General features: G+C 24.8%; 13 protein-coding genes. 12 read left to right on the forward strand and 1 reads right to left on the reverse strand.

Annotation, left to right across the window (positions count from 1 at the left end):
- The first annotated feature begins 198 nt into the window (after positions 1–198).
- The 9 genes from H8891_RS11780 to murJ all read left to right on the forward strand — a co-directional run bounded on the left by H8891_RS11780 (position 199) and on the right by murJ (position 11,296).
- On the forward strand, positions 199–1,047 hold the full coding sequence (locus H8891_RS11780; protein ID WP_187006600.1) for a hypothetical protein: 849 nt from the start codon (positions 199–201) through the stop codon (positions 1,045–1,047).
- Between the two features lie 20 nt (positions 1,048–1,067).
- A complete protein-coding gene (locus tag H8891_RS11785) occupies positions 1,068–2,300 on the forward strand; it encodes a glycosyltransferase family 4 protein (protein ID WP_187006601.1) in 1,233 nt (410 codons plus the stop codon).
- A gap of 97 nt (positions 2,301–2,397) precedes the next feature.
- Positions 2,398–2,760 carry a C-GCAxxG-C-C family (seleno)protein gene (locus H8891_RS11790; RefSeq protein ID WP_187006602.1) on the forward strand — a complete coding sequence of 121 codons (363 nt, stop codon included), beginning with the start codon at positions 2,398–2,400 and terminating at the stop codon, positions 2,758–2,760.
- 207 nt (positions 2,761–2,967) lie between these two features.
- Complete coding sequence (locus H8891_RS11795) at positions 2,968–4,980, forward strand: sigma-54 interaction domain-containing protein (RefSeq protein ID WP_187006603.1); 2,013 nt, start codon at positions 2,968–2,970, stop codon at positions 4,978–4,980.
- A gap of 296 nt (positions 4,981–5,276) precedes the next feature.
- Positions 5,277–6,014 (forward strand): gamma-glutamyl-gamma-aminobutyrate hydrolase family protein, encoded by a 738-nt coding sequence (locus H8891_RS11800; protein WP_147547328.1) that lies wholly within the window; start codon positions 5,277–5,279, stop codon positions 6,012–6,014.
- A 29-nt stretch (positions 6,015–6,043) separates the two neighbouring features.
- The gene (locus tag H8891_RS11805; RefSeq protein ID WP_187006604.1) at positions 6,044–7,351 is read left to right on the forward strand and encodes an APC family permease; all 1,308 of its coding nucleotides are present in this window, start codon (positions 6,044–6,046) and stop codon (positions 7,349–7,351) included.
- A 288-nt stretch (positions 7,352–7,639) separates the two neighbouring features.
- Complete coding sequence (locus tag H8891_RS11810; protein WP_187006605.1) at positions 7,640–8,341, forward strand: LytR/AlgR family response regulator transcription factor; 702 nt, start codon at positions 7,640–7,642, stop codon at positions 8,339–8,341.
- Positions 8,338–9,645: a sensor histidine kinase gene (locus tag H8891_RS11815; protein WP_187006606.1), complete on the forward strand. Its 1,308-nt coding sequence runs from the start codon at positions 8,338–8,340 to the stop codon at positions 9,643–9,645. The genes H8891_RS11810 and H8891_RS11815 overlap by 4 nt, the downstream gene beginning before the upstream one ends.
- A gap of 85 nt (positions 9,646–9,730) precedes the next feature.
- Positions 9,731–11,296: a murein biosynthesis integral membrane protein MurJ gene (gene murJ / locus H8891_RS11820; RefSeq protein WP_187006607.1), complete on the forward strand. Its 1,566-nt coding sequence runs from the start codon at positions 9,731–9,733 to the stop codon at positions 11,294–11,296.
- A 21-nt stretch (positions 11,297–11,317) separates the two neighbouring features.
- Here murJ and H8891_RS11825 read toward each other — a convergent pair whose 3' ends face one another.
- Positions 11,318–12,451, reverse strand: coding sequence for an AI-2E family transporter (locus H8891_RS11825; protein WP_187006608.1), 1,134 nt, complete (start codon positions 12,449–12,451; stop codon positions 11,318–11,320).
- Between the two features lie 159 nt (positions 12,452–12,610).
- Here H8891_RS11825 and H8891_RS11830 point away from each other — a divergent pair, with 159 nt between their 5' ends.
- From H8891_RS11830 to H8891_RS11840, 3 genes are all read left to right on the forward strand, one after another.
- Entirely contained in the window at positions 12,611–13,537 is a 927-nt protein-coding gene (locus H8891_RS11830) for an ROK family protein (protein ID WP_187006609.1), read from the forward strand.
- 178 nt (positions 13,538–13,715) lie between these two features.
- On the forward strand, positions 13,716–13,886 hold the full coding sequence (locus H8891_RS11835) for a hypothetical protein (protein ID WP_187006610.1): 171 nt from the start codon (positions 13,716–13,718) through the stop codon (positions 13,884–13,886).
- A gap of 363 nt (positions 13,887–14,249) precedes the next feature.
- Positions 14,250–15,965, forward strand: a complete 1,716-nt coding sequence (locus H8891_RS11840) for a sensor domain-containing diguanylate cyclase/phosphohydrolase (protein ID WP_187006611.1) — start codon at positions 14,250–14,252, stop codon at positions 15,963–15,965.
- Positions 15,966–16,003 lie beyond the last annotated feature (38 nt).

Here is a 16,003-nt window from a genome sequence, read left to right on the forward strand (position 1 = left end):
ATTTTAAAATATATAGTATAGAATATAACTATGAAATATATAAAGGAAAGTTAACAATTTATATAGAATACACTTAATTAAAGGTGAATTTTGAAGTATTATGGAAAAAATATAAAATAATACTTTTTCACATATTTTTCGACAAGTTTTTTTAAAATTATATGGTAATATAGATGTGCCATAGATGGAGGATATCATATGGAGATGAAAGTTTGTGATACTTTATGCTATCAAGGTAGTGCAAAATATAATGAAGATATAGTAGGTGTTAGTCCTTTTGGAGCTTGGGTTTTAGATGGAGCGACAGGTCTTAATAATAAAAATTTAGTATCAGATAAAAGTGATGCTAATTGGTATGTAAACTGGTGGAATAAATATTTACATCAAAATATAAATAAAGAAATTGCATTAAAAGAAATTATGGCTGATGGAATAAAATTAATTAGGGATGAGTACTATGGTATTGTAAATAAAGATAGAATAGAAAAATTGGATACACCTTCAAGTTCTATTTCAATTATAAAGTTTTATAGTGATAAAATAGAATATTTTTTACTAGGAGATTGTGCACTTCATTTTAAACACGAAGATAAAGTAAAAATTATAAAAGATAGAACTTTATGTTACTTAGATAAATTAGTATATGATGAAATGGAAAACTTACCTAATTTAAAAGAACTTTCATATGAAGAAATAAAAAGTAGTGTTATGAAAACAATAATATCAAATAGATTAAAAAAGAATACAAAAGATGGATATTGGATTTTAGATTTTGATAAAGAAGCTATAGATAACTCAATAAATGGGTTTATATATATAAAAGATAATATAAAACTTATGTTAACTAGTGATGGATTTTCATGTATTAGTGATAGATACAATGAGATAGAGGAACAAGAACTTTTGAATAATGTAGAAGAAAGTGGAGTTGGTAATATTTATAATAAACTTAGAAAAATAGAAGAAGATGATTATCTTACGACTAGATTTCCAAGATTTAAGATAAATGATGACTCATCATGTGTTTATTTAGACATAAATTTTTAAATCATTAATAAGGGGGATATATGAATATACTACATATAATAACGCAAAAACCAAATAGCACCGGCAGTGGTATTTATATGAGTGGAATGATAAAAGGGTTTAACACTTTAGGGTATAAACAAGGAGTAATAGCAGGTATTGACAAAAATGATTCTAGGAAATGTTTTAGTGAGAATATAAGTTTTTATCCTGTAATTTATAATACAGATAAATTACCTTTCAATGTTGTAGGTATGAGTGATGTCATGCCTTATGAAAGTACTGTATATAGGCATATGAATTTGGATATGGTAAATAACTTAAAAGAAGTTTTTAAAAATAATCTAGAAAAGGCAATAAATGAAATAAATCCAGATTTGATAATTTGTCATCACCTATATCTAATAACTGCTTTTATAAGAGAAACAGTAAAAGATATTCCTGTTGTAGGGGTATGTCATGGGACGTGTCTTAAACAAATAAAAAGCCATGATTTAGAAAAAAATTATATAAAAAATAACATAAGTAATTTAGATATGATATTTTCACTTCATGATGAACAAAAAGAAGAAATAATTAATACGTTTAACATAGATAAAGATAAGGTATTTTCATTAGGTAGTGGGTATGATGAGAATATATTTTTTAATAAACAAATAAATAATGAAACTATAAATATTACATTTGCAGGGAAGATTTGTAAGCTTAAAGGAGTAGAATCTTTGATAAAAGCTTTAGACAAAATTGATTATAAAAAAGAAATTATAAGTGTAAATATAGTTGGAGATGGAAGTAATAAAGAAGAGTATGAAAGTATAATCAACCTTTCTAAGAAAAGTAAAATAAATATAAATTTTCTAGGAAAAATTGAACAAACGGATTTAGCTGAAGTATTTAGAAATACTCATATATTTATATTACCATCATTTTTTGAAGGTCTGCCACTAGTAGTAATAGAAGCTTTAGCTAGTGGATGTAATGTGATTACTACTAATATACCTGGTGTAAGCGAATGGATTGGAGAAGATATAAATACATCTGGAAAGATAAAGTATGTTAACTTGCCTGATATGAAGGATATTGGCCTACCATTAGAAAGAGATCTTTTGGAATTTGAGAATAATTTAGGTTTAGCTATAAATGAAATGATAGAAAATATACTTCAATTTAAGACAAGAAATAAAGTTTTAAATATGAATGACAAAACTTGGTTAGGGCTTTGTAAAAGGTTAGATAAATTTATGAATTCGAGAGGAAAAATTTATAGTGTTTAATATTTTCACGTCAGATATTAAGTAAATGAGTTAATATATATTATATAAGTTATTACTTAAATAATTTAAAAATTAATATGGAGTGGAGGAAATATAAGTGACAAAACCATCATTATATCATCAACAAGGATACAATTGTGCAGAATCTATAATAAAGTCATATAATGAAGAGCATGATACAGATATACCAGTTGCATTAGGGAGTGGTATGGGTACAGGTATGACAGTTGGAAGCCTTTGTGGAGCTGTAAATGCAGCTATATTAGTATTAGGATACTTAAAAGGAAGAGAAGATAATTCTGAATCAAATGATGCTAGACAGTATTCTAGAGAGTTAATGAATAAAGTTAGAGAAAAATATAATAGTGAAATATGTAGAGATTTAAAGAAGAATAAAGTTAGTTGTTCAGAGATAATTGATTTTGCATATGATGCATTAAATGAAATAGTAAATAACTAAATATTTATTAAATTTAGCAAAACTTTATTTAAATAAATTAATAAAAAAGGATGGCATTGGTCATCTTTTTTTATTTGCACAAATATATTAAACTTAAAAAATTAAAAAGATTGTGTATAATATTACATGAAATACATAGCTTAATAAAGTTTTTTAATTTAAAAGTTTTACATGAAGTTACTGATGTTTAAAAAAGGAGATATAAGTATGAAAACTATAGGTATAGTTACCGATGGATTATCGAAATTAGAAATTTTTCTAAATAATAATATAAAGATGATTTTCAAAGATACAGTAAAAATTAATAATTACTTTTTTAATAATCTAGAAAAAGGGAAAGTAATAAAAGATGATGTAGTTCTTGTCATGCTTAGAGAAAGGTATATAAAAATAAAAGACTATGTAGATGATAGTAAAAAAATAATTATTATAAACAGAAGCGTTAAACAAAATGATATTTATAAATTATTTTCATTACCCAAGGATATAGATGTACTAGTTGTAAATGATAATGAACAAACTATACTTGAAACTATATCAATGTTATATCATATAGGGATAAATCATTTGAATTTAATTCCTTATAACAAAGAAAAAGAATATAAAAATATTAAAGTTTGTATAACTCCTGGAGAAGTTAATTTAGTACCAAGTTATATAGATGAAGTAATTGATATAGGGCATAGATTTATTGATATATCTACTTTTTTACAAATAATAACTAAATTGAATATAGATGATAAAGATATAACAGAGAGGTTAATAAAATATTCTGAGGATGTTATAAGCCTTCACTCTGGTGTAAACCATACATATAAAAACTTAACAGTAGAAAATGATGAATTAAAATCTATTATAAATTTATCTAAAAATGGAATGATATTAATTTCCAATGATGGATACATAAAAGTATGCAATGAAAGTGCTAAAAATATATTAGATATAAAAACAGATATAGCTGGAGAACACATCAAGAATTTAGATAATCGAGAAATAGTTTCAATTTTAGAGTCAAAAAACTTAGATGATGAAGTATTTAAATTTAGAAATAAATACATAACTGTAAATAGACACAATATAAATAGTTTTGGAAAAGATATAGGAATGTATTTTTGCATACAAGAAATAACATATATAAAAAAGTTAGAGCAAAACTTAAGTAAAATGCTTAGAGATAAAGGGCAAGTTGCTAGGTATACTTTTAATGATATAAAAACTAACTCTGCAAATATGGAAAATACTAAAAATTTAGCTAAGAAAATTTCTAAATCCGATTATACTGTTTTAATAACTGGAGAAAGTGGTACGGGAAAAGAATTGTTAGCACAGTCAATACACAATGAATCTAATAGAAGTAATCAACCATTTATAGCTATAAATTGTGCTGCAATGCCTGAAAATTTACTTGAAAGTGAATTATTTGGATATGAAGAAGGTGCATTTACAGGAGCTTTAAAAGGTGGGAAAAAAGGTTTATTTGAACAAGCTCATAATGGAACTATATTTTTAGATGAGATCGGAGATATGCCTATGTATCTTCAAATTAAATTACTTAGAGTACTTCAGGAAAATCAAGTTATGAGGGTTGGAGGTCAAAGTGTAATAGATGTTGATGTTAGAGTTATAGCAGCCACTAATAGAGATTTATTAAGTATGATAAAAGAAGAGAAGTTTAGATCTGACTTATACTATAGAATAAATGTATTGCCTATACATATTCCACCTTTAAGAGAGAGAAAAGAAGACATAAACATGATGCTTGAATATTTTATAAATAAAGATATAAATATAAGTGAAGAAGTACAAGATATAATAATTAATTACAATTGGCCTGGAAATATAAGAGAACTTAGAAATATAGCTATGTATATAAATACTATGGCTTCAGGAGAAAAAGTTCTTTTAAGTGATTTACCACATAATTTGAAAAATATAAAAAAAGATTATAGCAAGGAAATTAGTTATTTAAAAGATAAAACTTGTATTGAAAAAACTGTAGAGGTTATGAAATGTATTAAGAGACATAGCTTGCTAAACAAATCCTCAGGAAGAACAAGTATATTAAAAGAGCTTAATGAAGACAATGTGTTAATTACAGAAGGTGAAGTTAGACATATATTAGAAGTACTTAAATCTATGAATCTTATAGAGTCAGGGATAGGTAGAAAAGGTAGTGAATTAAATAAAAAAGGATTAGAAATACTTGAAAATATAAAATAGGTTATAAAATAGGTTTAGTAATTAACCTATTAAACCTATTTTATATAATTATAAAAAATAAATGTATTTAGATTATTGTAGCTTTCACGTGAAACGTTTGCATTTTAAATTTAGTAAATATGTTAAAAATGCTACTGTATAAGCATATATATTTAAATTTTTAAAATAAAATAAATTTGAAGTTTTAGTATTGGCATAATAGTTGCTATTATAGTTAATTATAAATAAAGATTAGATATATCTAATCCTTATTTATTAAACGTAAATTTTATATAATGATTGGAGTGCATTTAGCTATGAAAAGCAACAGAAAGCCAATAATAGGAATTACAGGAAGTTTAATAATTGATGAAGGAGGAATGTTCCCTGGATATGAAAGAGCATATGTTAATAATGATTACGTACAATCTGTAGCAATGTGCAAGGCAGTTCCTTATATAATACCAATGGTTTATGATGATGAATTAATAAAAGAACAGGTAGAAAATATAGATGGACTTATATTATCTGGAGGCCATGACATAAATCCATTAAATTGGGGAGAAGAACCTCACCAAAAATTAGGTGGGATTTTACCTAAGAGAGATACTTATGATTTTAAGTTATTAAAATATGCATTAGAAATGAAAAAACCTATTTTAGGAATATGTAGAGGAGAACAAGTTATAAATGTATTTGGTGGAGGTAGTTTATATCAAGATTTATCTTTAATAGATGGATGTTATATAAAACACAATCAGGGACATTTATCCAATGTATCTACACATACAGCAATTATAAAAGAAGGTACCAAATTATATAAAATTTTAGGTGAAAAAGAAATCCATGTAAATAGTTTCCACCACTTAGCTGCAAATAAAATAGCTAATGGTTATATAGTTTCAGCATTATCTAAAGACGGAGTAATTGAAGCTATAGAAAAAGAAGGAGAAGATTTTGTAATAGGAGTTCAATGGCATCCAGAAATGATGACTAGAGATTATCCTATAATGCAAAAGTTATTCCAAGCATTAGTAGATGAAGCAACTAAGTAAATAATATAATAAATTTATGGAGGAACACTATGGGAGATAGTAAAAAATTAGGATTTTGGAGTATTGTTCTTTTAGGTATTAACTCAATTATAGGTTCTGGTATATTTGGGTTACCAGGAGAAGCATATAAAATGATAGGACCTGCAAGTATAGTAGTACTAGTATTTTGTATGGTACTTGCAATATCTATAGCTCTTTGCTTTGCAGAAGCAGGTAGTTGGTTTGATGAAAATGGAGGACCTTATCTTTATGCTAAAGAAGCATTTGGTGATTTTGTAGGATTTGAAGTTGGATTTATGAAATGGGCTATAGGAATGATAGCTTGGGCAGCAATGGCAAACTTCTTTGCTATAACTATTTCTACAGTTTGGCCACAAGCGGCAGATCCATTTACTAAAAATGTTATAATAGGTGTAGTTTTAATTGGACTTGGAATTGTAAATATAATGGGTGTTGAAGCATCTAAAGTTTTAAATGATATAATAACAGTTGGAAAACTTGTTCCATTAATATTTTTTATAGCAGCTGGTATATTCTTTATAAAAGGTAATAATTTTACACCATTTGTAATAGTGCCAAAAGGTGAAGCTACAACTACTGCATTTGTGGCAGCATCTATATCGTTATTTTATGCATTTACAGGATTTGAATCTTTAGCAGTTGCAGCCAAGGATATGCAAAATCCTAAGGAAAACGTTCCGAAAGCATTGATGACAGTAATGGCAATAGTATCTATAGTATATATATTTGTATTAGCAATAAGTGTAGGTATATTAGGATCAGATTTAAGTGGAGCAGCTACACCAGTTGCAGATGCAGCAAAATCGATGGTTGGTAATATAGGCGTTTATATAATAACAATAGGAACTGTGATTTCTGTTGGAGGTATAAATATAGCAGCATCTTTCCTTACTCCAAGATCAGGGGTTGCATTAGCAGAACAAGGATTAGTTCCTAAGTGTATAGCTAAAAATAACAAAAAAGGGGTTCCATATATAGCTATAATAATTACTGTTGTTGGAACACTTTTAATAGCTTGGTCAGGCTCATTTAAATTCTTATTACAAATAAGTGTTATATCTAGATTTATACAATATATACCTACTTGTATATCTGTATTAGTTTTTAGAAAAAAATATAAAGATAAAGAAGTTAAGTTTAAAATACCAGGAGGAGCTTTTATTCCTATATTTGCAGTAGCAATAAGTGTCTGGTTATTAATAGAAGCTGGAATGAGTGATCCTATGAAAATTGTTTGGGGATTAGGTGGATTACTAGTAGCAATACCATTCTATTTTTACATGACTAAAATATATAAAGAAAAAAATTGTAATTAAATTTATAAATAAAAACCTATTTTTAAAGTAAAGTTTTAGATTACAAAAAACTTACTTATAAAGTAGGTTTTTTTATTTTATAAAATATATAACTTATAAAAGATTTATTTTGAAAAAACAAAAACAAATAGTATAGTACTAGTAGTTGTATTTACTGACTATGAAAATCATAAATTTGTTATATTTTAATGTATATAGAATAAACCATATGTTAAATTCATAATATATGGTTTATTTTATTATTATGATAAAATATATTAAAACTTGAAATTGATAAGGAGAATTAATATGCTTAAGATAGCCTTATGTGAAGATGACCAATTACAAAGAGAATTGGTTAAAAATTATATAGATAGGTCACTTTTAAATAGAAATTACGAGATATTTGAATTTAAAAGTGGAGAGGAGTTAATAGCCAATTATCCGCAAAAACTTGATATATTATTTCTTGATATACAAATGGAAGAAGTAAATGGGATGGATGCAGCGAAAAAAATAAGAACTTTCGATAATAATGTTGAAATTATTTTTATAACTGGAATTTGGGACTATGTTCAAGAAGGATATGAAGTAAGAGCATATAGATATATTATAAAGCCTATTGATTTTAATAGTTTTAAAACACAGTTAAATCTTTGTATAAAAGAGATAGAAAATCAGAAAAGACCTAGTATAGTTGTTACTTATAAAGGAGAAGTAAATAAAATAGATATAGGATCTATTGTATATATTGAAACAGATAATAGGAATACATTAATACATACAAAGGAAAAAAGCTATAGGTCTAATATGGGAATAAGCAAACTAGAGAAATATTTAGAAGTATCGACATTTTTTAGATGCCATAATAGCTTTTTAATAAATTTAGAATATATAAATAAAATAGGACAAGATAGTGTTTTTTTAGAAGAATATGAGATACAAGTGAGCAGACATAAAATGAAAGAGTTAAAAATTCAATTTACTAGTTTTTTAGGAGATAAATTATGATTATAAATAAAACTTTCATTGCACTAATAACAAGTTTAAGCTTAACAACTATAGAATGGTTATGTTTTAAAATTTTAATAGATTATATGAGTAATCAAAAAACATCAAAAAAAATAAGATTTATTACCTTTTTAGTATGTGTATTAGTTAGTGTATTATCTACTAATTCGTTAAAACCATTAGTTTATATAATTGCAGGATTTTTATTTTATAAAACCAATTATACAGAAACCTTATTTAAATCAGTTATTATTACATCTATATTTTGGATATTAATAGTTACATTAAAAACAATGGGATTAGCCATAATTTTAAGAACTCGTAACTTAAGTGGAATTAAAACTAATTCATATAATTATTTTTCAAGCTTAGAAATAATGACTTTTTCAGTTCTTATATTTATAGCTACTTCATTACTTTATAAATACTTTAAATCATATAAATACATAAATAAAAAGCACTTTATAGCAATATTTTTTCCTATATGTGTTAATATACTTAGCTTAGCAATAGTTTTAGTTAATAAAACTAATAAAATATCAGGAGCCGATTTTATAAATGATTTTTCAGTCTTTTTCATGGGAATATTAATGATACTTTCTAATATATTAATGATATTCCTTTTTAGGAAAATAACAAGAGATAATCGTATTTATATAGAAAATAAGCTTATGAAAGAAAAAATGGAGATGGAGTATAAGTACTACATGAAGGTAAAAGAAAATCAAGATAGAGTAAGACAAATGTATCATGATATGAAAAATCATATGTCATGTATGAAAAACTTATCTAATACAAGTGAGAATCTTAATGAGTATATAACAGAAATAAATACGAAAATAGAAAATTGCGAAAGTTGTTTTAATACAGGAAACTTAATCTTAGATATCATTCTTAATGAAAAAAAAGAAATTTGTTTAGAAAAAGAAATTAAATTTAATGCATACATAGAATTTAAAAAGTGCGACTTTATTAAAGTTAATGACGTATGTACTATATTTTCGAACTTAATAGATAATGCTATAGAAGCCTGTGATAAATTACAGGGAGACAAATATATAAGTTTAAAAGGTTCGTATATAAATGAAAATTTTTTTGTAATGAAAATAGAAAATAGTAAGTGCAATGAAATTGAAATTAAAGGTGGTAATTTAATAACAGATAAAGAAGATAAATTAACTCATGGAATTGGATTAGAGAATGTAAAAAGAACTATTTATAGTTATGATGGAGAAGTTGATATAAAATATGATGATGAAAAATTTATCGTAAAAATACTAATACCATTACCAACTATGCAGTAAAAGCTACCAAACACGCAATTTATATTGAATATAAAAATACTAATTGATATTTTAAACTTATAAAATTTTTATAAGGAGAAATCAGATGAGTAAGATAGCTAAAAATACTGCATTAATAATGATTTTAGGGTTAATTTGCAAAGTAATTGGTTTTGGTAGAGATATAACTTTAAGTTCATTATATGGAGTAAAGGGTTATGGTGGGATATACCTGGCTATATCAAATATTCCAGATATAATATTTGCTTTAGTCGGAACATGTATAATGACTACATTTATACCTATGCACTATGAGATAAAAGATAAAGATGGAGAAGAAAGAGCTAAAAGTTTTTTAAATAATATATTTAATATAACAATAGTCGTTAGCTTGTTTATAACTTTATTTGGTATGATTTTCCCAGATGTTTTAGTGAAAATATTTGCTATGGGACTTAAAGGAAATCAATTTAAAATAGCAGTTAATTTTACTCAGATATTAATGATTGGAGGATTTTTTACAGGAATATCTGGAGTTATAACTGCATTTTTAAATATAAATGAAGAGTTTGTAGTACCATCTATAGTGAGCTTGCCATTTAATATTATAGTAATAATTTCTATGTTTTTAAGTATAAAAACTAGCCCATATGTAATGGTTATAGGAACTACGATTGGACTTATATCAAAGTTTCTTATCCAATTAATATATGCATATAAAAAAGGATATAGATATAAATTTAAAATAGATCTAAAGGATAAATATTTAATAAAAATGATGATTTTATTAGCTCCAATTTTAATTGGAGTTGCTGTAAATCAAATTAATACTGCAGTAGATAATAGTATGGCAACTGGTTTTGGAGTAGAGAGTGTAGCAGCACTAAACTATGCAAATAAACTAAATAGTTTCATAATGGGAATTTTTACAGTATCATTAACATCTGTAATATATCCAAGTTTATCCAAGTTATTAGTTGATAAAAATAAAGAAGGATTTGTAAGTATAATAACTAAAAGTATAAACTTAGTAATAATATTTATATTACCAATATCTGCCGGGTCTATAATATTATCAAAACCTATAGTAAGTATGTTATTTGAAAGAGGGATGTTTGATAATAATGCAACTCAAATGACAGCATTAGCTTTATCAGGATATTCAATAGGTATGATAGCATATTCACTTAGGGACATCTTAAGTAAGATATTTTATTCACTAAAAGATACTAAAACTCCTATGATAAATGGTATTATAGCTGTTGCTTTAAATATAGTTATGGATATATATTTTTCAAAGAGTTTTGGATATGTCGGATTAACTTTAGCAACAAGTATATCATCTATAATATGCATAATTACACTGTTTATAAGTTTATACAGGAAAGCTGGTTATTTTGGTCAGGATAAGATTTTTTCCACTCTGATAAAGTCATTAATCTCTGTTGTGATAATGAGTTTTATTGTACTGTTTATTTATAATAATTTAGCTAATTTAATAAATATAAAAATAATTAATTTAGGTATATCAATTTCAGTAGGAGGAATAGTTTATTTAGGAGTAATGTATATGTTAAAAGTAGACGAGTTAAATATGATACTAGAAATTGCTGAAAAATACAAAGAGAAGATAATATTAAATATAAAACAAGAAAAATCAGATCTAATATAAATAGATCTGACTTTTCTTGTTTTATAAATGTATATTTTTTTCTTTAAGCTTTTTATTTATATGTCTTGAAGCTAGTGTATAAATTACACTAAAAAGAGGAACACCTATTAAAATTCCTAGAACTCCGAATGTAGAAGAACCGATAAATATAGGAACTAATATCCAAAATGAAGATAATCCTATAGAATTACCAACAACAAAAGGATAAACTAAGTTACCTTCAATTTGTTGAATTATAACAATCATTATTATAAAGTATAGGGCAGTTATAGGTTTTACCATAAATATAATGAAAGCAGCTATAGCACTTCCTATAAACGTACCGAATATAGGTATTAAATCCGCTATCGCTATTATGCAACTTACAAGTATAGCATAAGGCATATCAAAAATAGTCATACCTATAAAACATAGTGTTCCAAGAATCACTCCATCCATACATTGGCCAGCTATGAATCTTGAGAATTTAAAAGATACAAGATGAGATACTTCTATAAGTTTCTTAGCATAAGATTCACTTAAAAATGCATATGCAGCTTTTTTACATTGAATTAGAAGCTTTTCTTTACTTAAAAGAATATAAATTGCAATTATAAATCCTATAACAAAGTTTGTTATAGCAGATGTAACACCAAATGTAATTGATAATATATTTGATATAAAATAATTTGCAAATTTAATAACAAAATTTGAAACTTTTTCAACTCCAGATAAAAGACTAGAATGCATACTACTTGATATATTTATATGAGATAAATAGTTTGGAATATAAGTTTGTAAAGAATCTATATATTGAGGAACTTTACTTACCAAACTTGAAGTACTCTTAATTAATTGAGGAACAACAAAATTAACAAAAGCACTAATAAATATAAAAAGTATTATTAATGTAAGTATTAAAGATAAAATTCTAGATATTGTTTTAGTATCTTTAAGCTTTGACTTTTTTAAAATTGGACTTATTAACTTAATTTCAAAAAATTTCATAGGTATATTTATTAAAAATGCAATCGCTATACCTATTATAAAGGGTTTTAATACAGAAATTGATTGAATTAATATATTTCCAATAGATTTTATATTTAAAAGCAAAAAAGCTAAAACAACTATATAAGTTGATATTATGAATTGATTTTTTAATTTGAAATCTTTCATAGAAATTAAAACTCCTTTCAAAAAATATAATTATATAAACAGTATACAGCTAAATAATAAAAAATTATATACTGATTGAACTTAGCTTAGAATAGATATTTATAAATATATATACTAAAATTAATTGTATCAAACAACAAGTTTTGGGGGTGGAATAAATTGAGAAATTATTTAGGGATTGATATAGGAGGAACATATATTAAATATAGTTTATATAATGAACATGGAACAGAAGTTGAAAGAGGGAAAGATTATATAAAAACACCCAAATACGATTTATCAAAACTTATAAAAATTATTAAACTTATAGTTAATGAATTTGAACGTATAGATGGAATAGGACTTAGCTTACCTGGATGTATAGATTCAGAAAATGGATATATTAAAGATGGAGGATCTATAAGAGCTTTAGATAGATTAAATATAAAAGATATATTAATAAATGAACTAGGAATAAATGTTGAAGTTGAAAATGATGCAAATTGTGCATTATTGGCTGAAAAGTGGATTGGAAATGCAATGGAATGTGAAAATTTTATATGTATTACAATTGGAACTGGTATAGGTGGGGCTTTGTATATAAATAATAAATTAGTTAAGGGAAATAACTATTTTTCTGGAGAATTTGGATATATGATTATTGATAATTTATATGATAAATACAGATTAAAAACTTTAAATAGAGATACATCTACAATCACTCTTATCAAAGAAATTGCTGACAAAAAAAGAATCAATTATAAAAACTTAGACGGCATTGATGTTTTTAATATGATAAAAAATAAAGATGAAGAAGTTCTAAATATATATAGAAGATGGATAAGGAGATTAGCTATTTGTATATATAATATTGGGTTTGTTATAGATCCAGAAGTCATTTTAATTGGGGGAGGAATAAGTAATGAACCTAAATTTATAAATGATATAAAATTAGAACTAAATAAATTATCTATAGAGTTAATTAAGGAAACTGGACGATTTAACAGTTTAGTAAATAAATGGAATGTGGGAGTATGCAAATATAAAAATGATTCTGGAAAAATAGGTGCAGTATATAATTACATAGTTAGAAATTCGTTTAAATAGATTAAGATTATTATCTTAAAAATAATGAACATGATATGGAAAACAATTTTAAAAAAATAATAGTATTGAATTATTTTGGTAAAAACTAATTTATATGAATAATATAGGTATAAATTAATAACATAATCTCAATAATTTATTATAAGTAAAATTTATTGAGGAAAGGGTGTTTATTTAGATGGAAGTTTTAAAAACTAGAAAGTTAAAAGAAACAGTATTTTGTAATATTTGTGAAAAAGAAAGAAAACATACTATAGTAACATACCAAAATATAAATGAAAATAATGAAACTTATATTTTTGAGATGCAAAAATGTAAGGCTTGTGGTAAGGAACAATCATTAATGTAAATTTACATACTTAGAAATTATAAAAAATAATAAAAAAGACTATTTTAAAATAGTCTTTTTTATTATTTTTTATATAAAATTCAGATATCATATTTATTATATATTCATATTTTAATGTATTTAAATTAGGAAAAAATGATATTAAAACATTTATGATTAAACAATTAATATGTGAAATTTAAATTTAATCAATTTGTGTATGAAAATTTATAAATCGTAAATTATTTTATTAAAAAGTATTAAACTGAATGCAATTAAGAGACTTAGATATATATGTAATTTAAAATTATGTTAAAATAAAGATAGTGAATAATACTCCGGGTTACGTAAATATGTAATAGATCACATTATAGGAGGAATATTATGAAAAATTGGGATATGGATCAAGTTTTAAATAACATACCGTTTCCTATATGGATAAAAGACTTAGGAAAAAATACTAAATATACAAATTATGAGTTTAATAAATTATATAAAATAAATTTTAAAAATAAAAAAGAGAATTGCAAAATTATTTGTAATAAATGTTCTAGTCAGAAATTGTGCTATGACACAATAGATAGGGTTATAGAAAATAAGGATTTATGTTGGTTTGAAATTTCTATAGGCAATAAAATAACTAAATGTTACATGAAACCTTTTTTTGATGAAAATGAAGAGGTATTAGGAATTATAGGAATCCTTATAGATATAACTAATATAAAGCACAAGCAAAAATATTATGAAGAAAGGGAAAATGTGCTTCGTACAATAATAAATACTATACCGGGATTTATATTTTATAAGGGAAATGGTTTTAATGATAAAGGAAATAATAAATCAGATATAGAAAGTATGATAGTAAAAAATGATTTTGAAGGTAGTATTCTATCTGAAGATGAAGAAATAATAAAAAATAAAAAAATTAAAGTATATGAAAGAAGAATAACTGATTCTCATGGGAATTTAAAAATAGAAGAAATTACTAAAACTTCAGTTACAAATGAAGATGGACAAGTTTTGGGAATCTTAGGATTAGCAAGTGATATTACTGAAAAAGTCGAACTTAAAGAGAAACTTAGAAAAAGTATATACATAGATAATTTAACAGGGGTATATAATAGAGCTTATTTTGAGAAAAAAAAGGAAGAACTAAATAATAGTAAATATATGCCGATTGGTATTATAGTGGGAGATGTAAATGGATTAAAAATAGTAAATGATACATTTGGTTATTTAGAAGGAGATAAATTTTTAGCAGAAATTGCAAAAATGCTTAAATCTATAGTAAGTAAAAATGACTTTATATTTAGATGGGGCGGGGATGAATTTGTAATTCTTATTCCCAATTGTGATGAATCTAAATGTGAAAAAATAATTAATAATATTACTAATGAATGTAAAAAAAATCAATTTAATTTAATTGAAATGAGCATATCACTAGGTGCATCTATAAAAAATGCTTTGAATGATGATATATATGAAAATCTAAAAGAAGCAGAAGAAAAATTGCACAGGCAAAAATTTTTAAAAGAAAAAAGTATCAGAAGTTCTATAATATTTTCATTATGCCAATCTTTACATGAAAAAAATGTTGAAACACAAGCACACACCCAAAGGTTAGTCAAATATTCTATGGAAATAGGAAAATATTTGGAATTTACAACTGCTCAATTAGATGAACTTGAATTAGTTACGAAACTTCACGATATAGGCAAAATTGGAATTAGTGAAACTGTTTTATTAAAAAAAGGAAAGCTTAGCGAAGAAGAATTCGAAGAAATAAAGACTCACACAGAAAAAGGATATCGAATACTTCAGGCATCAAATGAATTATCTAATGTAGCTAGAGGGGTTTTAACTCATCATGAAAGATATGATGGAGGAGGGTACCCTTTAGGATTGAAGGGTGAAGAAATACCTATAATGGCTAGGATTGTAAATGTAGTAGACTCATATGATGCTATGATAACAGATAGGGGATACAATAAAGTAAAAACTAAAGAGGAAGCTATAGAGGAAATTGAAAAATGTAGAGGGAAACAATTTGATCCGAATATAGCAGATATATTTATAAATATATTAAAAAAAGGAAATTAGGATGAAAATTTTAAATCAATAGGATATTTACAATTAAA

Source organism: Paeniclostridium hominis (genome assembly GCF_014306135.1).
Taxonomy (GTDB): Bacteria; Bacillota; Clostridia; order Peptostreptococcales; family Peptostreptococcaceae; genus Paraclostridium; species Paraclostridium hominis.